Genomic DNA, 22274 nt, shown 5'->3' on the forward strand with positions numbered 1-22274 from the left:
GTAAAAAAATTGTAAATTTTCCTTAAAGTTTTTTGAGAAAATTATGCAATAAAAAAAGACGGAGACCGCCTTTATTTTACTCTTGCAACCTTTAAGTATAGTGGAATGGCAAGAAGTTGCGCAGCTATAGAAATACTTATCATAGCTGGTAAGGAGATGCTATACATAACTCCCAGTAGCCAAGACCCCAAGAACCAGAAAAATCCAAAGGAACATTCAAAAATTCCGTAGCCCGTTGCCCTGTTTTTCTTTGGCACCATGGAAGTCACTGCCGCCTTTAAAATTGATTCCTGTGCACCCATGCCTATGCCCCAAAGGACAAGTCCAAAGTAAAGTGCTGGAAGGCTCTTAAAGCCAAAGATAAATAGAGAGAAGGGAGCAGAAATTATTGTGGAGATTACAAGAGCCTTCACTCCATTTTTGTCGTAAATGTGGCCGAAAACCAGTGCCGCTATGGCATCCACCAGCATGGCTCCTGCATAGAGGAGTGGAATTGAGCCAGAATTTATAATAGCAGATGTCTCCTGAAGGCTTCCCGCCACAGCCGTGTAATTTCTCGTTATGTGCATAATTATTATTGAGTAGTCAATAAAGCCAAAGGCAAAGAAGGAAATACCTGCAATATAATATATAAAGGACTTCTTCATGTGGAAGGCCTCTTCTTTTTTTGACTCAGGCTCAAAGTGCTCTGGGTTTGGAAATTTCATCTTGGTATAAAACAAGAGAAGAATGGTAATAAAACCAGGGATAGCCAAAAAGGCAAAGCAAGTTCTATAGATGTCAAAGGTGCTGCCCTCTGTCTTAAATAACATAACTAGGTAGAGCATGACTGGACCAAGAAAGGCACCAATTTGATCTAGCATCTCTTGTATTCCAAAGGACTTGCCCACGCCCTCTTGGGAGGCAGCAAAGGACATAATAGTATCCTTGGCAGGCTTCTTTATTGCCTTGCCCATTCTTTGCACCACCAAGAGAAGGGATGCCGCAAGCCAACCCTTTTCGCCAACAAGGGCAAGAGCAGGCACTGCCAAAATATCTAAGATGTAGCCAAAAATTACCATGGGCCAATATTTTTTTGTCCTGTCAGTAATTTTCCCAAAGACATACCTCATGGAGTAGCCCACAAGTTCGCCAAGACCTGATATAAAACCAATTGTCCCAGCGGATGCGCCGAGGACACTTAGGTAAGCTCCCCTAATGCTAGCTGCCCCTTCATGGGTCATGTCGGAAAATAAACTGACAATGCCAAATAAAATTATAAATAACATAGCTGTGGAAATTTCTTTCTTCTTCAAAATAAGCCTCCGAAATCCTTAGTCCTATCATTATATCATCATATTGTAAATTCTCTTTAAAATAAATAAAAAAGTCCACAAAATTTTCAAAGTTTTCACTTTACTTTATCTTAAAAAGCGTAATTCCATTTATTATTATTGAAGCAATTGTGCAAAAGAATAAACTTTCTGATATTGTAGGAACAACATCTAAAGCGCCTGCTATATCCCCTTTTGATAGAAACTCCGCTCCCATATAATAAAAAGAAAAAATTGTAAGAGATGTAAAGGCAAGGCTTAAAAATCTATACTTTTGTGGATCCTTTCCATGAGTCCAAGCTATTATATTTTTAATTGCAAAAAATATTGCAATAATACCAAGAATAAATTCCATATTTTCTCCTCATTTTTCAAAAGTTTTGCCGCCGTCCCTTGAAATATAGTGGGTCTCATTTTTATTTATGTCTGTAAACTTTAAATAAATATTTCCACTATCATCAAGACTTCCACTGACGCCTGGACTTGTTTCTTCTAATTCTGAAATAAAAGTCATGTCATCGCCCACTATTTTTACAAAAAACCAGCGACTCCTGGCTCCTGCATGGTCTACTTCAAGAAGTCCATAGTCTGAATTTTCTATTTTTATGGCGTCTTCTGCTGTGAAATTTTTTAAAAATTCATTTTTATCTTCTGCTGAATTTTTTTCTTCAGGTTTATCTTCTACTTTATGATTTCCTTTGGAGTTTTCCTTTGCATGGTGATTTTCCTCTTCTTTTTCTTCCTTTGTAAAATTTTCCCTTCCATAAATTAAAAAGCTTAAAATTTCTCTCTGGTCCTCATCTTTAACTTTACTCAAATCAGAGAAGACCTGACCAAGCCTTTCTTCATCTAGCTTATCCATGGTGATGAATTTTTTTCTGTAGACTTCATAAAGAGGATCCATCCAGCCCACATTTAAAATATAATATTTTTCGCCATCATAAATTAAACTTCGATTCTCTTTTCCAGAAAAGACAGAGGCTAGAAAAATATAAAAGGCAAAAATTCCTCCAAGAATTAAAATTAGGATGAAGATAAAAATTTTACCCTGCTTATTAATTTTAAATTTCGTAAACTTGTAGAGTGAAAAAATTTGTAGACCAATAAAAAGTAAAAAACCAAATCCTAGGAGGAGATTGTTTATTAGTGGGATAAATTCAATTTTATTAACTAAGACTAAAATTCCAAAGCTTATAGCAAAGGAGGCAAGATAAAGAAAAATATATGCAATTTTTTTATTTTTTAAATTCATAAAAGCCCCTATTAAAATTTCAATTTATTTTCTCTTTATTTTATCATTTTTTGCCGGGAAAATTATAAAAATTAATATAAAAAAAGAGACCTCTAAAGTCTCTTTAAAAATTTACATATTGTCCTTTACACCAACGGCAACCATCTTTGCCTTGGCACGAACTTCACCATCAGCTTCCATTACCATTTTTACGATAACTTTTCTCTCGCCAATTTCTTCAGCAGTGGCAGTAATTGTAATTTCAGTGTCCATTGGAGTTGGCTTTTTAAAATCAACTTCTAGCCTTGCAGTGATGAAGCGACCGATTACTGTGTCTTCAGTTAGGTCAAGACCTAGGTCCTGGTGTTTAAACCAGGCAGCAGATGCAGTTCCATGGCAGTCGAAAAGCATGGCAATCATTCCGCCAAAGAGATTCTTAGGAACGCCACCAGTGTAAACTGAATCTGGAGTCACCTTTGCTATACACTCACTTCCATCCTCTGATGGATAAGATTTTAAATGCATTCCCTCGTGATTTTTAGGACCACAGCCCCAACAATATTGAAATCTTTCGCCATAAGTTTCTTGAATGGCGATTTTTTTATTTTCTGACATAATATCCCCCTTATAGTTTATAAAAATATTTTATCACATTTATAATTTCTTTTCCCTATACTCTTTTATTTATATCCTTTAAGCCCATAAAAAAACAAAACTAATTAAAAGAAAAGGCCTTTGCCATTATTCCTTCTTAAAGAATCAAAATATTATCCAAGTCCTTTGTAGCTTGAGCAAATAAAATTAGGCGTAAAAAATTGCCCCCCTAGGGAGGCAATTAATTTATCTTATTTTACGAGGTCTTCAATTATACGAATCCAGTTTTCTACAAGTCCACCACTTCTTCTCACATACTCATGAGAGTTTGCCGCTTCGGTGATTTCATAATAAGCCCAATAACCTTCACTTAAATCTTTAAAATGTTTTAAGTTTTCTATATTTTCTACATTCTTAAGACTTTCTGAGTCAGCTTTTCTGTCATAAAAATTATTTAGAATAGTCACAATTTCTGCCCTTGTAATTTTTGCATCAGGACGGAAAGTTCCATCTGGATAGCCCTTTATCCTATCATTGCCATAGGCCTTGTTTATTGCATCTTCATATACATGACTTTTAACATCGGCAAAAGGTGCTACTTTTGAATTGTCCTTGTCAATAAAACTAATAAGTTTTGCAAATTCTGCTCTGGTAATTGCTTGGTCAGGTCTGAAGTCTTCTCCTTCTTTTTCTACTAGGATTTCATGTTCAAAGGCTGCGTTAATATATTTATTGTACCAAGCTCCCTCCTTCATGTCTTTAAATACTTTGGCACTGTCGTCCTTAAAGCTGTAACCTTCAAGACGAGTTACTACTGCAAGAGCTTCTGCCCTTGTCATATTGCCTTCAGGTCTAATAGTCTTGTCAGGATATCCAAATAAATAGCTCATGTGAAGGTAGCTTTCCTTGTCAGGCACCTTTGCAATTACTGAAATTGTGTCTACATATTCATGTCTTCTTGGTTCAACTTCTGGTTTAGGTTCTGGCTTTGGTTCTGGAGTTGGAGGTGTAGTTGGTGTGTCATCTTTTTCCCATTGAGCAATGAAGATATAGTTGGAATCTAATTTAAACTTATCTCCAGCTTTAAATATTTTGCCTTCATTTAGTTTTTCGATTAATTCTTTTGGCAATTCTTTTAATATATCATCAGGGATGTTCATTGAACACTTCCAACCTAAGAATTTGTATCCATCTCTCTTTGGAGCATCTAATAATGTAATTTCTGCATCTTTTTTATCAGTTAAAACTCTTATATCTTTTGGATTAGCTCCCTCTGTAAATTCTCCACCCTTAGGATCAAAGAAGGCACTTAACTTTTTATTCTTGTAGTTGACATCGTAGTTGTTTAAAAGTGATTTAGCAACATCTTTATCTGGAAGCACATCTGTAAAAGAGTTTGATTTAAAAGCTAGATTAGTATACTTAGCATAATTTTCTGGTGGATCAACAAAACCTGATAGGGCAACATTGTCTTTAAAAATTGTATCAGCTGCTGTTGTTAAGTTTTTATATGCTTCTTTCCTAAGTATAGCTTCAGGTACAGCAGTTTCATAGCCTTCTATATCATATATATAAGGAATTGTATAAATAGCTCCACCTTGTCCAACTCCACATGTATTTTTTATAAATTTAGTTCCTTCAGAAATTTCTACCTTTACATTAGGTTTTATTGTTGCTATATTTTTATCTTCATCTCTAGTAACACCACTAATAGCTATAGCACCGCCTGAACCTTGGGCGACATTTTCTTCAAATGTTGAGCCCTTGATAACAGTTTTATTATTTATAACATCAACAGCTCCTCCTGTACCTGAATCATGTGGATTTGTTTGGTCATCTTGTGGATGAATTATAGCTGTATTTTTGTTAAAGGTACAATTATTTATTTCTGTTGGGAATGCCGTACATATTCCAGCTCCCATAAGAGATAAATTATCTGTAAACTCGCTAGAATCTACTTTTATATTAGTTAATTTTGTATCTACTTCCACACTAGAATTAATATAAGATGAAATACCAGCTCCGTAAGCAGCTTGATTTTTTGAAAATTTAGATCCACTTACTTCTAATTTTCCTTCAATTCCTAAAAAGATTCCTCCACCATAGGCCTTAGATGCGTTTTCAGTAAATCTTGTACCGGAGATTTTAGTAGTTCCCTTGTTATAATGGTTTATATATATAGCGCCGCCACTATTTAAAGATTGATTTTTTGCAAAGGAAGTATTTTTTATTTCACTTTCTCCCTTTGATATATAAATAGCTCCGCCTTTATTTGCTTTGTTTTCTACTAAAGAACTTTTTTCTACTGTTATGCCTTCACCAGTATAAATAGCTCCACCAGTACTTATGGCTATATTGTTGTTAAAAGTAGATGCTATTATGCTTGACTTAGAATAATTAGCTATTGCTCCTCCCCATTTAGCTTTATTCTCACTAAATGTTGTGTTTGTAATTTTAGCTGGAGCTTCTTTCGGAACATAAATTGCTCCACCTGATTTTTCTGAACTATTATTAGTAAACTCAGAATTTTTTACTGTGAAGGCTATAGTTGAATAAATCGCTCCACCATTTGATTCTGCTGAATTGTTTTTAAAATCAGTGGATTCAACATTTAATTTTGACCTGGAATAAATTGCTCCACCAATCACAGGATCTGAACCAATAGCTACAGCATGATTATTATCAAAAGTAACACCGTTTATATCAATAGTGGTCTCTCCATTCAATGAGCATATAGCTCCCCCAAGATTCGAAACGTTATTAATAAATTTAGAGCCATTTATTTTTAATTTAACATTTTCCCATGCATTTATAGCTCCGCCTCTTTTAGCTTTACAATTTTTAAATATTGTGTCAGCGTCGGTGCTAATTTCACATCCGTCTTGAGCTGTTATTGCGCCGCCAGAATTAGCCTGCTTTATAAATCCATTAATTAGTTGTACAGCTTTTAAATCTAATATTGTGTTCCTATATAATAGGATTCCCATATATTTATTGGCACCATCTATAATAAGATTATTAAGACTTATTTTACTTTTATCACCTTCAGCATTTCCAGCACCAATACAAAAAATTTCTTGGGAATCATCATCTTCTCTGTAGACTCTATGGCCATTGCCATTTACTTCAACATTGTAATCTATATATATAGACCTAGATTTAGTACTTCCATTAGTAAAACCTGGAGTGGTTTTTATAACCCAGTCCTTATTTAATTCTATATACCAATCTACACCTTTTTGTTCTTGTACTCTCCTTGCAGGAGAGAAATTGCCTACTATTGTAGATTCGTATACCATGTGGTCTCTAAGCTTTAGCTCTGTAAAAATCGCATCGCCAACGCTAGATGTTGGTGTTTTTTCTCTTATATCTCCATGACTTATCTTAGAATCATATACTTTAAAAGGTTTTCCATCTTTTCTTTTAAAGGTCATTAAAAATTTTTGAGACAGTTCATTATAATCTTCTTCGTCTATTTTGTAAAAGTACTTAGTAAGTACATCATCATAAGTGTTTCCATAGTCTTTAACCGCATAGCAATTTCCTTCAGCATCTTTTGCAAGTGTGTTGATTTTACTTAAATCAAAACCTTCAGGAGCGCCTACTGGTCCAGGTACTTTTTCTTCACCCAATTCAATAGCATCTTCTGAGTCTTGTGCTTTAAGTTCTTTTGCCTTTTCATGTTCTTGAACTTTTTCTACTTTTTTCTCAGGCTCTACTGGCTCTTTAACTATCTCTTCTTCCTGTGGATCTTCTGTTTTTTCTGCATCAATTTCCTTTTCTTCATCCATTACTTCTGCACTTGCAAATTTATTTTCAACTGCTGACTCTTTTGCGCCCCTAGATTCTTCTGCATAGACTGCAAAGGAACTTGTGCAGATTGATAATAGCATTACAAATGCCAATAAAAATCCTATAATATTTTTCTTGCGCATTATGCACCTCCATATTTTTTTAAATCTTCCTCTCACATTTTCTAAAACTTAAAACTTCCTATAAAATCACCTCATTTTATCCATAAAAAAGGGCAAAAATATACACCTGTCAAAAAGATGATACTTTTGCCATAATAATACTTATAAAAAAAGACAGAATTATTCTGTCTGTCTGTCTGTCTGTCTGTCTGTCTGTCTGTCTGTCTGTCTAAAAATTGTATTAAAATTTCTCACAGCTTGTCAACTCTCTCTCATAACTTACTAGTTATCCTTATCTATTAAATAGTATCATAAAAAATGCTTTATTAAAATGAAATATTACAGAAACTTTCCTAATTAAACAAAAGTCACCGAAAAAATTCTGACATGAAAATTTTCTCAGTGATCATTTTGTTGCCTTTTAACTTATCTTTTATATTTTGTATTGTAGCCAGTGTTTTCTTCAGGTCTATAGGCATTGGGATAGGCTTGGTCTGTTGTAACATCGAGAGATACTTTTTTAAGCAGCTTGTAAACATCGTAGGGATCTTCAATGGAAATAAATTTATTGTTATCAGCCTTAAAGCTGTAAGCTGAATTTCCCTCTTCGCCCTTATAAGCTAGGATAATTGTGCCAAGTCCCTTGATGTTTTCCATAAAATTTACATCTACTTTCAAATTTGTAAGCTCTCTGTGCTCATAATTATTTACATCTCTTCCAAAAACGCCCTGGCTGATGTAAACTCTCTTGTCTGTAATTGCATATTCTATAGTTCCATAATTAAAAATCCTGTAAATGGGCATTAAAATTGCAAACCAGACAGGGAAAAGATGAAACATAAAGAAAATTATAAAAAATCCATTCATAAAGCTAAATTCTCTAAAAAATCCATTCATAAAGCTAAATTCTCTAAAAAAATTAGCAATAAAAAAGAAGTCAAAGATTCCCCAAATTAATGCAATCAAATAAATGCTTGGCTTGCCTAGAATATAAAGAAAGGCATTGGGCCTTCCTCGCCACAATATATTTTCATTGTCGTCAATAATTTTTTCAATCATAATTTCCTCCATTGCTTTCTCTTTATTAAGATAAAGTATCCTTGTCTAATATTTTATCATAAATGTCCTTGCGAAAAAATATTTGAATAATTGAATTTCCCCTCTATTCTGTAAATTTCTCTTTACATTTTTTAATTTAATTTTTTAAAGACCTATAAAATTAAAAAGTAAAACTTTCAATTTGAAATATTTCACCATGACAACAATAAAAACCCCTCTACTGGAAATTTTCCAATAAAGGGGTTAGGAAGAAATAAGAATTTGTACTCTAGTTTATATTTTTATTCCTTATTTTCTACTCTTAGGCTTAATTTTTTCTAAGCAAAAGTTTTTTGAGCCAATAGAATTTCTAGATTTTACTCTGGCACATCTAATCCGTCAACTGTTACTGTTTCCATATCAGCAAGAGGCACTTGGATTTTACTTTCATCTGATCCATCTATGTCAGAAATTTTTATAGTCACTGGGCTTTCTTTGTCCTTTAGCTTATAGGAAGTGAAAAATACTTTGCTTTGTCCCGGCTCTACATTTTCAAAGGAGTAGTCTGCCAACTGGTCTGTAGAACCTTCTTTAATGAAAATTGAGCCCGGTGTATCCATGTCTTGGTCCTTTTGCATAAAAGTTATATAGACATTTAGGGCAGCTGATGTTGCTTTCTTTGTGTTGTTTGTAAATTTCCAAGTGTTTACAAGGTCTGTGTCGCCATCGGAATCTTCTATTAGGTTACTTTCTAGGAGCTCAAATTTATTGCCTGCAAGCTCAAAAATCCTTTGGTCTGAAATTTTTTCTTCCCTATTTTCTTTTTCCCTTTCAATTTTTTCTTTTTTCATAAATTCTTTTTCAGCAACATCATCTGGCCCTCCAGTTTCACCACCAGTTTCATTGCCACAAGCTCCTAAAGTCATGGTCATTAAAATTAATGCCAAAAGTAAGGACAGAATTTTAATTTTTGATTTTTTCATAGTCCACCTCTAAATTTTACTCATCCTTTTCTTCTAGTTTCTTTTGATTTTCAAGTGCTTCATCTAGGACGCCCTTATCCATTGCTTTTTTAAGCACCTTGTCCTTACTTAGATCCAGCTTATTTCCCTTTAGTTCATCTGTGTTGTCTCCCCAGATTTGGCTGTTTCTCACTGAGTAAATACTTGTCACAAAGTTATCTTCACAGACTAGGTTTGAAATTGCGTGCTTAGTCTCAAGCTCGTAGTGGTGTCTGGCATTGGCGTTTCTGTAACGCAAGTACATGGTTACAAAAAATACAAAGCCTGAAAGCAAGAGGAGCCAAGCGTAATTTCTGTAGTCTTGAAAATCTGTGCCATTAAATTTTTCCATGGCAGCAAAAGTTGTGATGATAAATGCCAATATTCCTCCAAAAATTTCTATTAAAATTGAAACGGTATAAAGCTTGGTGAAATTAATTGGGACGCTACCCATTGTCTCCAAGGTCCTGGCATTTACTGCTACATAGTGAAGGAGATTCTTCTTGCCCTTGGTTTGCATGTAGCTGTAGAGCCAGACTGGCAAGTAGGCTGACTTCCATGAGTCGCCCTTGACTTCAAAGTCTTCTTCCTCCCACCTTACTCCCCTGTCGTAATCTGAAATGGTATTCTTGGCTTCAAGCCTTGCCACATCTGAACTTTGTGCATGAACTACTTCTTGGAGAAGGTCTATGTTTGTGTCCCTCTTTTCTGATGTGTAGCCTGTCAAATAATTTGAGTTGAAGTTTACGCAATTTTCTGTGTCAAAGGGCATGATAGAATTTATTATGTTGTTGGTCTTACTTTTTGATGAGTAATCTAGTTTGTCACTGGATGATTCTATGGAAAGGTCGTCTATAAATATGTCAAAATCTCTTATTACATCATAGACATCTGCGTCGTATTCGTAATGCTCCTTGTCCTCTTCTCCAACTTTCCTGCAAGCTGTTTCGATTTCGCCTTCGCCCTCAAGCCTCATGTGGGCGTTGACATCTATTAACATGTAAGGAATGTAAACTCCGCAAATATTTTCTGTGGAAAATTCTCTGGTGAAGCTTGGGTGAGCGAAAAACTTTCTCGCCTTTACAAAGTCTGCAATTTCTTTTTTCGCATCTTCCTTAGAAACCTTGAAAGGAAGTATTACATCGGGCACTGCGCCATTTGGTATTTGATTGTTAATAGACAAGGTGTTGCGGCACCAGTGGCATCTCGCCTGAGTTGAAGTTCTCGTATCTATGACAACTTCTGCGCCACAGGACTCACATTTTAGGGTGATTATATCCTTGCTGTCTTCTTCTATGTCCTTTGCGCCAGACCTTATTTTTCTTCCCTCTAGAGTACTTATATCTTCGTCTTCTTCTGCAAGGTCCAGTTCAAATTCGTGCCTGCAGAAGTTACATCTTAGTTTCCCTGTCTTGGTGTTTGTGGCAATATCAGTTGAGCCACACTTTGGACATTTCACCTGACCATCTTTTTCTTTTTCTTCGCCTTCTATTATTTTTACATCTTCTCTTGACTTGTCATCTGTCATAAGATCACCTCTTATATGCCTAGCAAATCTGACTTCATCTTGGCAAATTCTTCTTCAGTGATAACTCCTGCGTCCAGAAGTTTTTTCATCTTAATTAATTTTTCTGTTGGGTCTTCTTGGTCTTGGCTTGGGCTTTGACTAGCTTGGACTTGGTTATAGCCTTGATTTTGTCCTTGATTATAATTTTGGTTTTGTCCTTGGTTGTAAGCTTGGTTTTGATTAACTTGTCCAGCCCCAAAATTTGGTTGGTAAGAATTTCCAACATCTGGTTGTTTTACTCCGCCCATCATATTTCCAGCTGCGTTCATGCCCATGCCCATAAATGCCATGTTTGCTCCGCCTCCATTTTCACCAGCAGACTGCATACCTCTTGCTGCTGCTTGTTGGAAGAAGGAGTTGCCACGGCTGCCAGCAAGGGCATCTGCCTTTTTGACATCGGACATAAGCGCCTTAGTATCTTCGTCATATTCAATGGCAAGTATGGCAGTCTTTGCAATTTGAAGTCCCCTTGAAGTCTTCCATTGATAGCCATCTTCCACTGCTTGGGCAAGAGCTTGGGCAAAGCCAATTTGGTCGCCTTGGATCCTGCTCATGCGGTTGCCCCTACTTGGGTCATTGGTATAATTTGAAAAGGCAGCTGAAAGACTACCCACAACTTCGTTAAATAGTTGCTCTGCTGCGTCATTGTCCATGTCGGATAAGTCAAAAATTTCTGCATCGGCTATTAAATATTTTACTGGCACGAAGTTTTTTATAAATAAAATGGGGTCGATTATGTTAAGGGTGTAAGTGCCACGAGTTATGGCGCCAACTTGTGTGCCAAAAAAGGCATCGTCCCAATAAATTTCTGACTGTGTGCCGAACCTGTTGTTTGGAATTTCCTTTAAGTTCACATAGAAAAGCAGTTGGCTAGTGGCAGGTATGCCCCCAAATTTAAACTTTTCCCATGAGGACTTAACTATTGAGTCCACAAAGCCGTCGCCTGCAAATATTGACTTGGAGTTGGGGTCCTCAGTGTTGTATTCGTAACCGCCAACTTCAGTAATAATATTTGTAATGGCTCCATCTTGAATAGTTATAAGGGCTGTGCCTTCAGGTACGATTACCTTTGTGCCATTAGTAATTACATTTTCGTTGCCCTTGTAGTTTGCTCCCCTCTTGTTATTTACTCCCATAGGTATTCCAGGAAAGACTGCTGCTGTTGCAGGCACTCCTGGCATTGGTCCATAAAAATCCTTCCATTGATCTGCTAGTGTTCCACCTAAAGAACCCATAAAAGCTTGTATAAATCCCATTATTTCCTCCTTATATCCTTATCTTTTAATTAACTCCAATTAAGAGCTTAAAACTATCATTGACAACATCATATTCCATGAGAAGGGTCCCCTTCTTGTTGATGAAGTATTGTCCCATCATTTCCGTCAAATTCTCATCAATAGGGTTGTCCTTCCTAATTGTAACTAAATAGCCCTCATAACTTCCGCCATCTAGTTTCATTTCATAGTCATCTACCTCAAAATAAACTTTTTCATTTTTAAAAATTCCAAGTTTACTTAATCTTTCAAGGACTTCTTCTAATGCATTATCTCTATTAATGTAGTCAGGCAAATAAGACTTTTCCTTTATGTAAACAGCTCTCTTGGCTCCATCCCAATCAACCTGCATGCCAAATAATTCTGAAATAGATCTTAGTGGCAAGTAGGTCCTATCATTTCTCAAAAAGGCTGGCGCATCTAAGATAGCAGGTCTTGTCTCCACATCACTTGAAATCCTAGCAATATCATCACCAATTGTCAGTAAAATATTTGTCTTGTCTCTTCTTATTGTCACAATTCTATCTTTATTGTCGTAGTCAACTGTTGCACCAAGATCTTCTGCAATTACCCTAATTGGTACGAAAGTCCTGTTATCTATAAGAAGTGGCGGTTGATCTGACTCTACGACTTGCCCATTAATATAAATTTTTATTGGCTTTTGAATCTTATATCCACTAAAAATAAAGGATGATAAAATTAAAAGCAGTAACAAAATTTTTGAAATCACATTTCTCTTTTTCATTTTTTTCATGTCGTCACCTTCCTATCCTTTTGTAAACTCTATCCTAATATTCTCTTTGCCCTTCCTAAAACTTTTCATAGACATCTCCTCTCTTTCTAAAATATTTCTTCCTAATTCTAATTTTTTCCAACTTTTTATCTTTATAATTTCATTCTACTAAAATTTAAAATTTTCACATCACCCAAAAGGGTGATTTTTTATAAATTTTTAAAAAATTTTTTATTTTTTCTCCCTTGCAAGTCTTTTGCTTTTTATCCAAGGGCTGAAATCAAATAGCTTAAAGGACTTTTTTTGATATAATTAAAAAAACTTTAAGTAATTAAATCTCTATCTAAATAAAATCTTTGAAGAAGGGAGGAAGACTCGTGTATCGCAAAGAAATAATCAGCTATTTACTTTCAATTTTTTTAGTTTTTGTGGCAGGCATCCTTCACACATTGGATTATTTTTCTCTAATAAATTTTCCTGTACATATAATAATTTTTTGCCTCTACACAACAATAATTTTCTTGTGGCTTAGAAATATGAATAACAGAGTTTTAAGGGCATCAGTTGTCAGAAGATTTAAAACTATTGGCATCCTCTTAATTTTTTATTTGGCATTTAGAACTCTTAAGTACGAAATATTATTAGAAAGTCCCTTGGCTGTTAGATACATCAGATATTTTTATTATGTCTTCCCCATAGTCCTCATCCAGCTTGTCTTTTTGACATCCCTCTTTGTTGGAAAGTCTGAAAGGGAAAATATTAGCGACTTTTGGAAACTCCTTTGGGTCCCAACGGGAGTTTTAGTTATCCTCATCTTGACTAACGACATCCACGGACTTGTCTTTTCCTTAGACGCAAGCTCAAGGGGCTTAAACCAATATGGACCGATCTTTTATTTTGGAATTATTTATATAGGCATCCTGTCTCTTTTGACCCTCTTTTTTACAATGATTCCCTACATAACAAGAGGTCCCATCTCCACCATAGTCCCTTCCATTTCAATTTTATTACTTTGGGCGCTTTACACTTTTTTATATATGCTTGGCTGGCAGCCCTTTGAATATTTTAAAATGGTCTTTAAAAGTGCCGAGTTCAATATTTTAATGGTGATTTTATTTATTGAGTCCCTAGTTTTTAAAAGGCTCATACCTTCCAACAGGGGCTACGAATCTTTTTTAAAGATGTCTTCACTTAACATTGGCATAATGGACTTAGCTGAAAATATTATTTTCACGCCCAAAAATTATCCCAACATCGAGCCTAAGCTCATTAACAAGGCTTACAAGAAGCCTGTCCTCTTAAATGAGAACACCCTTCTTGAAAGTGCCAGCATCAAGGGCGGCAAATCTTTTTGGTTCGTTGACCTAACTGATTTTAACAAGCTCAAGAAAAAATTGATGCAGCTAAATGAAGAAATGCTTAGTGAAAATGAACTTTTAAAGGCCAACAACAAGCTAAAGAAAAATATGGTAAAGGTAGAGGAGCAAAAGGAAATAAGAGAGCACATCCAATTAAAGCTGGAACCTCAATTTGAAAAGCTAAAATACATTATGAAAAACCTGCCAGAAGATGAAGAAGAGTTTGAAAATACCTTAAAATATGCCTGCATCTTAGATGTCTACATAAAAAGATATTCAAACTTATTTTTGCTCACAAAAAATAAAAAAAATTTAGACCTTTCAGAGTTAAGGCTTGCCTTCTCTGAGTCCCTAGATTATTTAGAATTGAGCCAGGTGAGAACTGATTTAGATTGGAGAATTAATAGGAGCTTTGATGCAAAAATTTGCCTAAAATTATATGAAATTTTCCAAAATATTTTGGAGACCTACCAGCCTCACATGTCTTCCATTAGCCTTATCTTTGCCGACAAGAGAAGGCGTCCTGAATTAAAAATAAAAGTCATATCTTCAAAAACTTTTTCTATCTTTAAGGAGCTAGAAAAAAATTATAGGAAAGAGGGCATCTTAATCCACGAAAACTTTAGTGGATATCAAATAAATTGGACTATTTCTATTGAAAGGGGTGCCCTATGAAACTAATGGACTTAAACACCTTTAGGTTGACCTACCTCTTTGTGGTAAACCTAGTGATTTTAGTTGTAAGCCTAAAATTTGTCGTTGCAGCCTCAAACAGTAAAAGAGAGTTCCCAATTTTTGCCTTCAGCTTAGGGATTTTCATCTTGAGTTTTTTGCCCTTGCAAGTTTTAGCAGAAATTGGCAGTGGAAAAATTAATATGAGCAGATTGTTTTTATCCTTGCCTGCCTATATTTTTATTTACTACGACCTCTTCCTTTGCTCCTTGGAATATTTATTTTTCAGCAAATTTTTTAAGACTCAAAACACAAGTATTGGCAAGAACTCCATTAAGGAAAGCATGGATAATCTTCCCGATGGCATTTGCTTTTCAAAAGCAGATGGGACGCCTCTACTGGTAAATAGGCAGATGCAAGAAATTTCCTACCAAGTCTTTGGCAGGATGCTAGTAAATGATGTAGTTTGTGCTGAAGATGTGAGAAATAACAAAATCAAGGCTCCCACAAAAATTTTGCAAAGGGACCCCCTTGTCATTGAATCCAAGGGCAAGGTTTGGCTCATAAAAATTATTCTTCACGAAAATTTTAGAGAGACCTTGGCTTATAACATCACTCTTGAATGGGCAATGTATAAGGAAATCGAGAGTAAGACTTCGCAAATTCAAAGAATAAATGAAAGTCTAAAGGACTACCAAAAAAATGTGGTGGAATACACTAGGCAAAAGGAAATTTTGCAGGCGAAGATAAAAATTCACGACAAAATCGGTCAGTCCCTCATATATTTTAGGCGCTACTTGAAAAAATAAAAAGACCAAGGAAGACCGCCACATGCTCATAAAGCTTTGGATGGAAAGTCTCTTGATCTTAGATGAAAAAATAGATGAAAAAAATGACTTCACAGAAGAAAAGCCTGACACTTCAAAAAATAAGTTGCTCTTTGAAAAACTAATTTCAGCAGCAAAGGATATTGGCGTAAAAGTTCATCTTCATGGAAAAACTCCTGACAATGAAAGGGACTGGATCCTTTTAGTTGACATAGTCCACGAAGCCCTAAACAATGCCCTTAGACATGGCGAGGCAAAAAATATTTGGATCTACCTAAGTGAAGACGATCTTAACAAGTTCTTAAAAATAGAAAATGATGGACTGCCAGCTCATGAACCCATAAGGGAAAAGGGCGGTCTAAAAAATATTCGCCAGCACATAGAAAGTTATGGTGGTAGAATGGAGATAAAGGCAAGCCCAAAATTTCAGCTAAACTTGTCTTGGCCTAAAGGAGAAAATTATGACTTATAAAATAATGATTGTAGACGACCAGTTTGTTTCCCGCGAGATGTTTAAACTTTATATAGACCAATGCCCCAATTACGAAGTTGTCTACTGCATTGACACAGCCATGTTTGCCGACACCTATGTCCTAAAGGATGACTTAGACCTTATTATTATGGACATACTCATGGAAGATGGGTCTAACGGGCTTGATGCTGCAGAGAAGATAAAAAAATTAAAGCCAAACATAAAAATAATCGCCGTGACAAGTATGCCCGAAATTTCTTGGATGGACAGGGCGAAAAAAATTGGCATAGATAGTTTTTGGTACAAGGAAGTTTCTGAAAAGACAATTTTGGAAATCATCGAGAGGACCCTGGCAGGCGAATCAATTTATCCCGAAGAAACCCCAGAGGTAAAGCTTGGTTTGACAAAATCAACAGAGCTTACGCCTAGAGAAATTCAAGTCCTTCGCCTCTTGACTACAGGTGTGGGAAATGACGAGATAGCAGAAAGGCTTAACATATCACAAAACACAGTGAAGACTCACATCAAACACCTCTTAGATAAAACTGGATTTAACACTAGGACCCAGCTTGCCATACAAGCCCGCATAACAGGCTTTGTCATAGAAGACGATTAAATCTATATAAGAAAACCCTTTGTCAGAAAATTCCAACAAAGGGTTCTTTTTTTGCTCCCGCAAAATCATTGGGCCTTCACAGTATTTTTTATGTAAAAACCAAAAATTATCCCCAAAGAAAGAGGAAAGTAAAAAAAATATTTGCTACTTAAAAAGTATATCCAAAATAAATGTGGAATGAATAAGAAAATTAGAAGGTAAGAAAAATATCCTCGCCTTTTAAATAAGCTTGGCAAAAAAATTAAAAGTCCCAACAAAAAGGGCATGACAAGCCTTATGTTTATAACTGCCACAGCCATATAAACTTTTGGCATTTCGCCAATACTTAAAAATAAAATGCCGCTAAAAAAATAAATCAAAAATAAAATAATAGCCTTGTCTTTGTCCTTTTTGTCATAAAATTTTATTAGTTTTTCTTTCATTTTTACTCCTTTTCTAGCTTTCGTGAAGGTAGATTTTAATTTTTATCTTGAGCCACTTGCCTCGCATTTCCTTTTCTACAACTTTGGCAAAGAGGACCTTGCCAGCATCCATTAGTCGTGAAAAGATGACATTATCTTGGCGAGGGACATAACCGATTTTTTCTTTCTCCAAGGTTTCTATGCGAATGGCTTGGGGGTCGTGTTCATTTTCTGGCTCACGATAAAAAACTAAGCGGTCGTCATCTTTGAGGCTTTCCCCAATTTTTTCAATGCCTTCAATGTGTGTCGTGCCGGCAACATAGGTGTCAAAAAGATAAATGTCCCTCTCAAAGGGTTTGGGCAAGTCAAGACCACTTCCAGTCTTCATGAGATATTCAATTAAATCGCCATTATCTATTTTTACTAAGTCATTCATGTCTCATCCCTCATCAGTTCATTAATGCACTCTTCTTGCGTGTCTATTGCATCTTCAAAACTCTTTAAATCTCTCTCTAAGTCCCTTAACTTCTCTGCCTTTTTCTTCTCGTCCTCTACATAAATGCTTAAGCTATAGGGTGGCGTGGACCTTATTAAATCAATGGCTCTTTGAACTTGATCCACCAAATCCTCCAGCCTTTTTACTTCATCTTCTAGGGACTTACCAGTAAGGTCTCCTCCATCTTTATCATCGCCACTGCAAACTATGTCGTAAATAATTTGAAGACTTGCAAGGTCGCCATCCTTGTAGGCTTCAGTTGCATTGTAAAATAATTCCTTTTCTGTATCCGTAATCAAAGGATTGATGTCTGGGTGTAGCCTCTTGACGATATTTTTGTAAAGTTTTTTAAGGAGCTTAGTATCTTCCTCAGACAGCAATTCAACTTTTGAACGCTCAAGGGCATGGTTGATCTCATCAATTTTTTCATCTAACTTCTTTTTGTAGTCGGCAAATTCTTCATCAAGCTTCTTGTCAATAACTTCCATCTTAATTTTTTCTTGACGGTTCTTTTTCGCCTGAATCATGTCTCTTTTTCTCTTCAAGTGAAGATACTTGCAATAGGCCTTGTAAAGCCTGTACTCCAGGCTGCCAAAGCTTAGCATATATGCAGTCTTAATATTTTCACAAATAGCAAACTTAAGATTGTCCCTTTCAAAAACAAGGTCCTCCAAAGTTTTTTTAAGCTCTTGGATCCTCTCCCTTGACCTTTTGTCATCCGGAAACTCAATAATTTGTCCCATGCCACGCCTCCTTCCTCAATCATCATATTTTAATATATCAAGACCCATTTTTACAGTATCAACATAAGTCTCGTTTACTTATTTCTATATCCTGACCATCAAAATTATACATTCTGCGTGGCTCGTTGGTAACGCCGAGGGGATATGAAGATTTGCTACAACAGGTAACTACGTCGTGGTTCTTGTTTAAATTAGGAACTTATTAACCAAGCAAAACAAGATCATAATCCGCTTGTTTTCTGACATTTTTTACTTTTTCTTGGTTAATTGCTCTGTTAATAGAATTCATCTACTACAGATATCGCATTAAATATATCCAGTTTTAATTCTTCATCTGTATCATATGTATAATTTAAAATAGCATCTAATATCCTTCTGAGTAATTTCTCATCAATATGTCCGGCCGCAACATGGTAGCTTATATTTTCCATCTCCCTAAAATATACATTTGCGACCGCCATATAACCATTTTTCAATAAAAACATTGCGGTGAGAGTGATTGCTATTCTTTTATTCCCATCTGCAAAGCAATGAAACTTACATGCACAGAAAAATAGATGCTCTAGCTTATCTAAAAAGGTTGGATAATAATCATCATTCTGTATATGAAACAAAACACTTTCTAACTTTTCTGTATCAAGTTGACCATAGTCTCCACCACCACTATTTTCTATGGTAACTTGGTGAATAGCTTTAGCTTCTTCAATAGTAATATAATTGATTTCTGCCATTAGCTACGCTCCTTTAATCGTTTTAATACATCACTATTCTCTTGCATCAACTTTTCAAGCTCATCACCAGCTACACCCAAGAATTTTTCATATTCTTCTGTATCTAATGGTTTGATATATTCTTCCAATTGATAATGAAAAGCATCTCTTAGCGCCATATCTCGACTAGCCATTTTCGTTCTCGCTCTAATTATTAAAGGTTTCCATAACGGCAACGTTTCAAATGATGTAAAAATGTCAGACAATTCCCAGTTATTAAGTTTCCTTCCCAATTGTTCCGATTGATCTTTTATCATTGAAGCCAAACCACATTCATAGGATGCAATCAAATCTAAAACTTCTGAATACATAGTATCCCTTGCATTATCTTTTTTGGTCAAATGAAGTATATGCTTATATTCTTGTGCCTTTTCCTTGAATATACTCTGATATATTTTATCCGTATATATCGCATATTTACTATTTCCCATATCAACATAATCCCTTAATGCATCAGTAAATTCTCTGCGATAATTCTCCTCTTGAAGAAAAGCACTTATAAAGTCTTGATCTCTTTGATTGATGTACTTTGTAGAACCACCGGTTCTTTGATTAACAAAATCAATGACAATGTCTAACATTATTTGCCTAAGAACTTTTGCATTTTCACTTTCTGCCAATAACATTGCCATATTTAGAAAGGCTTTAAAATCAAATATTGCTATTTGCGGAGTTCTATTGCTAATGTTCCCGACATTTATGTCGGGAACATCCTGCGCTAATACACAATCCATGAATTCTTTGAGCTTTTTACCCTTTAGAATCTCATATCCATTTGAAGCAATTTCCTCAGAATTCTCGCTAACATATCTCTCGATTGTTCTCACATCAACATCAAAATATGTTGCCACCATTGATTTTGTTAATCTTAATCGTCCATCAAACATAATACCTTGAATACCTGTCTGATTTTGAATTTCATTAACTGCTAAATCATTATTCAAAATATTTTGTCTAGCGATTTGAGACGTAGTTAAATCTTTTGCCATTCTCATACTTCCTTTTTACTATATATTTACAGAATATAAGAAAAATTATTTCCCGTACTTTTCTTTTAACCTATATTCATCTAATTCAACCATAAGTTCCACATATGCTTCTCTCAATTCTACTGGTGACATAGTATTTGCAAATCCCATATACTTATCATATTTCTTAGTCCTGCGCTCCTCTTCCTCTGATTCATACATTGTCTTTTCATTCTTAAAACAATCTGCCTCTGACTCATCAAGGCAAAAATAAACGAGCGACAATATGTTTGCATATTATTTTCTTTCCATTTGCTAAAGGACAATCGCAAGTGGATTTTCGTGGATGCTCCATATCTACATGAACATGATAATCCTCATCGCCACTACCTGCTACTAAATCTTCGCAGGTTCCATCTTCATTCACAGTATACGAAAGAACTTTATTCTATTTATAATAATCCATTCCACGCCATATAGATTTACTGCTGGCAATATCTATTAATCCCATAAAGAACCTCCGCAAAATACTCTTTCAATCTAAATCCGTTAATAATATTGGATATCATCGTTTTCTAAAATTCCAAGCAATAAAAGTAAATAAGCTTACCCTAGCAAAATCATTTGATCTTCACAGCCTTTTTTATATAAAAACCAAAAATTAGTCCCATGCCCTGCCTCCTTCTTACTTTTATTTTAATACTTTTAATTTAGAAAATTAAAGGGGAAAACTAAAAATTCAGGCACCGTTTTATAAGACCCGTCCCTAGCCACTATTCCATACCTCTTATAGGAGTAAAGAATTGCTCGGTAGGAAACCACAACTCCCTATTCTGAGCTGCCAACAACGGGAAAGAACAAGACTATAACAAGTAGCAAAATAAACAGCTTTTTCCTTTTCTTTTTATCTCTCTTTCTTTTTCTAATAAATACTCCCCCTTAAATTATTGCAAATTAATGCTATCTTCTTTTTCTATGACAATAAAAGTAAGATACATTAATTGATGTCTTAACTTTGTTAGGGCTTTAAAAATTATTATTAAAGATTTTTATTGTTATGGCATGCCAGTCTCTTCTAATTAGAAATGTTTCCCTTATGGAATTATTTCTAATTAGACATATTATTAAAAATTGTTACACCCTCACGTGAGGATTGGTGTATTGACCATGTTTTTTTGTGTGTTTCCCATATTGAATAGAAAACTTTGGACATCTGTGCAGACAGCCAAGACAGGCAATGCACTTTTCTTTTACCCAGACAGGTCTTTCATTTACTAATTTTATTGCGGCAATAGGACACTTTCTTTGGCACAGCCCGCATCCAATACAGGTATCTTCAACATGAAAATTAGATGTCTTTCTAGTCCAAGAATTATAAAGTGGTTGTGCGAATAAATCTACTAAGAAAGATGGCATTCTAGGACTCATCTTTTCATTTTCTTCTCTATTTCTAATTCTCTCAATAAGAGAATCTATTTCTTTTTCAGTATTTTTCGTGAACTTCTCAACTTTTTCCTCAGTAGAAAGATCAAAAATAGGAGTCCAGGTATCTGCCATCTTGACAGAATAAAAGGCATTGATTTTTATACCTGACAGAGCCCTCTTCGCCATTACATCTGACGCACCTGGCGTCGTTCCGTATGTAGAAATAAAATAAAGATACTTGGCTCTTACATCTATTTTTTCCAAAAAATCTTTTACAAGGCTTGGGAGTCCCCAATTATAAGTTGGTGAAATGATTCCAATTTCATCATCTTGAAAATCAAATTTAGCTTCTCTCATGAAGTCCACCATAGAAAAAATTTCTTGATTAAATTCTTTTCCTATTCTAGTGGCTAGGTACTTGCAATTTCCCGTAGCCGAAAAATAAATTATCATCTTTTCTCCTTTTATTAATTCATTTTCAAAATATCTACTTCTTCTCAAAAATAGTGGTTACCTTAAAATATCTTGTGTCCATATAAAAGATAATTATATTAATCCCTTTATGTCCTCCAACTTTATCATTACTTTTATTTTAATCCTTTTAATTTAAAAAATTAAAGGGGAAAATTAAAAACTCCTTAGCTGTAAAATATGACTCATCCTCTTCCATCCTGTGGTACTTGGTGTAGGAATATAAAATAGCCTTATAAGAAACAGTGCCACCATCCTTGTAGCGATAAGTTATGGGACAGAGCAAAACTAAAAGAAGTAGCAAAATAAATAGCTTTTTCCTTTTCTTTTTATCCCTCTTTCTTTTTATCATAAATTATCCCCCTTAAAATTTTACAAATGTACTTTAAG

Annotated in this window: 23 protein-coding genes; 4 read left to right on the forward strand and 19 right to left on the reverse strand. The window is 35.1% G+C overall.

The features are described from left to right. Positions 1-71: 71 nt before the first annotated feature. From HGPG_RS05440 to HGPG_RS05485, 10 genes are all read right to left on the reverse strand, one after another. Complete coding sequence (locus tag HGPG_RS05440; protein ID WP_019125049.1) at positions 72-1295, reverse strand: MFS transporter; 1224 nt, start codon at positions 1293-1295, stop codon at positions 72-74. Positions 1296-1395: 100 nt separating this feature from the next. Further along, positions 1396-1668 (reverse strand): hypothetical protein, encoded by a 273-nt coding sequence (locus tag HGPG_RS05445; RefSeq protein WP_019125050.1) that lies wholly within the window; start codon positions 1666-1668, stop codon positions 1396-1398. Positions 1669-1677: 9 nt separating this feature from the next. After that, complete coding sequence (locus tag HGPG_RS05450; RefSeq protein WP_019125051.1) at positions 1678-2565, reverse strand: hypothetical protein; 888 nt, start codon at positions 2563-2565, stop codon at positions 1678-1680. Positions 2566-2676: 111 nt separating this feature from the next. Beyond that, a complete protein-coding gene (locus HGPG_RS05455; protein WP_019125052.1) occupies positions 2677-3159 on the reverse strand; it encodes a hotdog domain-containing protein in 483 nt (160 codons plus the stop codon). 230 nt (positions 3160-3389) lie between these two features. Then, a complete protein-coding gene (locus HGPG_RS10095; protein ID WP_019125053.1) occupies positions 3390-7073 on the reverse strand; it encodes an S-layer homology domain-containing protein in 3684 nt (1227 codons plus the stop codon). A 405-nt stretch (positions 7074-7478) separates the two neighbouring features. Next, positions 7479-8111, reverse strand: coding sequence for a PH domain-containing protein (locus HGPG_RS05465; RefSeq protein WP_019125054.1), 633 nt, complete (start codon positions 8109-8111; stop codon positions 7479-7481). Between the two features lie 356 nt (positions 8112-8467). Continuing rightward, complete coding sequence (locus HGPG_RS05470; protein WP_019125055.1) at positions 8468-9073, reverse strand: DUF5067 domain-containing protein; 606 nt, start codon at positions 9071-9073, stop codon at positions 8468-8470. 16 nt (positions 9074-9089) lie between these two features. Beyond that, positions 9090-10619: a TFIIB-type zinc ribbon-containing protein gene (locus HGPG_RS05475; protein ID WP_019125056.1), complete on the reverse strand. Its 1530-nt coding sequence runs from the start codon at positions 10617-10619 to the stop codon at positions 9090-9092. Positions 10620-10630: 11 nt separating this feature from the next. Continuing rightward, on the reverse strand, positions 10631-11914 hold the full coding sequence (locus HGPG_RS05480) for an SPFH domain-containing protein (protein ID WP_019125057.1): 1284 nt from the start codon (positions 11912-11914) through the stop codon (positions 10631-10633). Positions 11915-11939: 25 nt separating this feature from the next. After that, positions 11940-12686 (reverse strand): copper amine oxidase N-terminal domain-containing protein, encoded by a 747-nt coding sequence (locus HGPG_RS05485; RefSeq protein WP_019125058.1) that lies wholly within the window; start codon positions 12684-12686, stop codon positions 11940-11942. Between the two features lie 356 nt (positions 12687-13042). Here HGPG_RS05485 and HGPG_RS05490 point away from each other — a divergent pair, with 356 nt between their 5' ends. From HGPG_RS05490 to HGPG_RS05500, 4 genes are read left to right on the forward strand one after another with little or no spacing between them, the layout of a single operon-like run. Continuing rightward, positions 13043-14698 carry a hypothetical protein gene (locus HGPG_RS05490; protein WP_019125059.1) on the forward strand — a complete coding sequence of 552 codons (1656 nt, stop codon included), beginning with the start codon at positions 13043-13045 and terminating at the stop codon, positions 14696-14698. Beyond that, positions 14695-15504, forward strand: a complete 810-nt coding sequence (locus tag HGPG_RS10475) for a hypothetical protein (RefSeq protein ID WP_245543888.1) — start codon at positions 14695-14697, stop codon at positions 15502-15504. Before HGPG_RS05490 ends, HGPG_RS10475 begins: the two co-directional genes overlap by 4 nt. A gap of 22 nt (positions 15505-15526) precedes the next feature. After that, the gene (locus HGPG_RS10480; RefSeq protein WP_245543889.1) at positions 15527-15994 is read left to right on the forward strand and encodes a sensor histidine kinase; all 468 of its coding nucleotides are present in this window, start codon (positions 15527-15529) and stop codon (positions 15992-15994) included. Then, positions 15984-16610 carry a response regulator transcription factor gene (locus tag HGPG_RS05500; RefSeq protein ID WP_019125060.1) on the forward strand — a complete coding sequence of 209 codons (627 nt, stop codon included), beginning with the start codon at positions 15984-15986 and terminating at the stop codon, positions 16608-16610. The genes HGPG_RS10480 and HGPG_RS05500 overlap by 11 nt, the downstream gene beginning before the upstream one ends. 65 nt (positions 16611-16675) lie before the next feature. Here the strand turns inward: HGPG_RS05500 and HGPG_RS05505 are convergent, their stop codons facing one another. From HGPG_RS05505 to HGPG_RS05540, 9 genes are all read right to left on the reverse strand, one after another. Then, a complete protein-coding gene (locus HGPG_RS05505) occupies positions 16676-17032 on the reverse strand; it encodes a hypothetical protein (RefSeq protein WP_019125061.1) in 357 nt (118 codons plus the stop codon). Positions 17033-17045: 13 nt separating this feature from the next. Further along, the gene (locus HGPG_RS05510) at positions 17046-17447 is read right to left on the reverse strand and encodes an HIRAN domain-containing protein (RefSeq protein ID WP_019125062.1); all 402 of its coding nucleotides are present in this window, start codon (positions 17445-17447) and stop codon (positions 17046-17048) included. After that, positions 17444-18250 carry a coiled-coil domain-containing protein gene (locus HGPG_RS05515; RefSeq protein ID WP_019125063.1) on the reverse strand — a complete coding sequence of 269 codons (807 nt, stop codon included), beginning with the start codon at positions 18248-18250 and terminating at the stop codon, positions 17444-17446. The genes HGPG_RS05510 and HGPG_RS05515 overlap by 4 nt, the downstream gene beginning before the upstream one ends. A 275-nt stretch (positions 18251-18525) precedes the next feature. Continuing rightward, positions 18526-18981, reverse strand: coding sequence for a type II toxin-antitoxin system death-on-curing family toxin (locus HGPG_RS05520; protein WP_019125064.1), 456 nt, complete (start codon positions 18979-18981; stop codon positions 18526-18528). Beyond that, positions 18981-20009 carry a hypothetical protein gene (locus HGPG_RS05525; protein ID WP_019125065.1) on the reverse strand — a complete coding sequence of 343 codons (1029 nt, stop codon included), beginning with the start codon at positions 20007-20009 and terminating at the stop codon, positions 18981-18983. Before HGPG_RS05525 ends, HGPG_RS05520 begins: the two co-directional genes overlap by 1 nt. Before the next feature lie 45 nt (positions 20010-20054). Further along, positions 20055-20273 carry a hypothetical protein gene (locus tag HGPG_RS10250; protein WP_019125066.1) on the reverse strand — a complete coding sequence of 73 codons (219 nt, stop codon included), beginning with the start codon at positions 20271-20273 and terminating at the stop codon, positions 20055-20057. Further along, complete coding sequence (locus HGPG_RS10695) at positions 20248-20343, reverse strand: SWIM zinc finger family protein (protein ID WP_390621707.1); 96 nt, start codon at positions 20341-20343, stop codon at positions 20248-20250. The genes HGPG_RS10250 and HGPG_RS10695 overlap by 26 nt, the downstream gene beginning before the upstream one ends. Positions 20344-21122: 779 nt before the next feature. Beyond that, positions 21123-21866 (reverse strand): EFR1 family ferrodoxin, encoded by a 744-nt coding sequence (locus HGPG_RS05535; protein WP_019125067.1) that lies wholly within the window; start codon positions 21864-21866, stop codon positions 21123-21125. 148 nt (positions 21867-22014) lie between these two features. Further along, the gene (locus HGPG_RS05540; RefSeq protein ID WP_019125068.1) at positions 22015-22236 is read right to left on the reverse strand and encodes a hypothetical protein; all 222 of its coding nucleotides are present in this window, start codon (positions 22234-22236) and stop codon (positions 22015-22017) included. Positions 22237-22274 lie beyond the last annotated feature (38 nt).

The organism is Peptoniphilus grossensis ph5 (assembly GCF_000311825.1).
Taxonomy (GTDB): Bacteria; Bacillota; Clostridia; order Tissierellales; family Peptoniphilaceae; genus Peptoniphilus_A; species Peptoniphilus_A hominis.

Bases quoted from the DNA above. Each gene is read 5' to 3' on its own strand.
- HGPG_RS05470 (WP_019125055.1), bottom strand. From the start codon at position 9,073: ATGAAAAAATCAAAAATTAAAATTCTGTCCTTACTTTTGGCATTAATT.
- HGPG_RS05510 (WP_019125062.1), bottom strand. From the start codon at position 17,447: ATGAATGACTTAGTAAAAATAGATAATGGCGATTTAATTGAATATCTC.
- HGPG_RS05540 (WP_019125068.1), bottom strand. From the start codon at position 22,236: ATGATAAAAAGAAAGAGGGATAAAAAGAAAAGGAAAAAGCTATTTATT.
- HGPG_RS05450 (WP_019125051.1), bottom strand. From the start codon at position 2,565: ATGAATTTAAAAAATAAAAAAATTGCATATATTTTTCTTTATCTTGCC.
- HGPG_RS05445 (WP_019125050.1), bottom strand. From the start codon at position 1,668: ATGGAATTTATTCTTGGTATTATTGCAATATTTTTTGCAATTAAAAAT.
- HGPG_RS05535 (WP_019125067.1), bottom strand. From the start codon at position 21,866: ATGATAATTTATTTTTCGGCTACGGGAAATTGCAAGTACCTAGCCACT.
- HGPG_RS10480 (WP_245543889.1), top strand. From the start codon at position 15,527: ATGCTCATAAAGCTTTGGATGGAAAGTCTCTTGATCTTAGATGAAAAA.
- HGPG_RS10095 (WP_019125053.1), bottom strand. From the start codon at position 7,073: ATGCGCAAGAAAAATATTATAGGATTTTTATTGGCATTTGTAATGCTA.
- HGPG_RS05505 (WP_019125061.1), bottom strand. From the start codon at position 17,032: ATGAAAGAAAAACTAATAAAATTTTATGACAAAAAGGACAAAGACAAG.
- HGPG_RS05520 (WP_019125064.1), bottom strand. From the start codon at position 18,981: ATGGCAGAAATCAATTATATTACTATTGAAGAAGCTAAAGCTATTCAC.
- HGPG_RS05515 (WP_019125063.1), bottom strand. From the start codon at position 18,250: ATGGGACAAATTATTGAGTTTCCGGATGACAAAAGGTCAAGGGAGAGG.
- HGPG_RS05480 (WP_019125057.1), bottom strand. From the start codon at position 11,914: ATGGGATTTATACAAGCTTTTATGGGTTCTTTAGGTGGAACACTAGCA.
- HGPG_RS05455 (WP_019125052.1), bottom strand. From the start codon at position 3,159: ATGTCAGAAAATAAAAAAATCGCCATTCAAGAAACTTATGGCGAAAGA.
- HGPG_RS05525 (WP_019125065.1), bottom strand. From the start codon at position 20,009: ATGGCAAAAGATTTAACTACGTCTCAAATCGCTAGACAAAATATTTTG.
- HGPG_RS05500 (WP_019125060.1), top strand. From the start codon at position 15,984: ATGACTTATAAAATAATGATTGTAGACGACCAGTTTGTTTCCCGCGAG.
- HGPG_RS10695 (WP_390621707.1), bottom strand. From the start codon at position 20,343: ATGGAGCATCCACGAAAATCCACTTGCGATTGTCCTTTAGCAAATGGA.
- HGPG_RS05475 (WP_019125056.1), bottom strand. From the start codon at position 10,619: ATGACAGATGACAAGTCAAGAGAAGATGTAAAAATAATAGAAGGCGAA.
- HGPG_RS05465 (WP_019125054.1), bottom strand. From the start codon at position 8,111: ATGATTGAAAAAATTATTGACGACAATGAAAATATATTGTGGCGAGGA.
- HGPG_RS10475 (WP_245543888.1), top strand. From the start codon at position 14,695: ATGAAACTAATGGACTTAAACACCTTTAGGTTGACCTACCTCTTTGTG.
- HGPG_RS05485 (WP_019125058.1), bottom strand. From the start codon at position 12,686: ATGAAAAAAATGAAAAAGAGAAATGTGATTTCAAAAATTTTGTTACTG.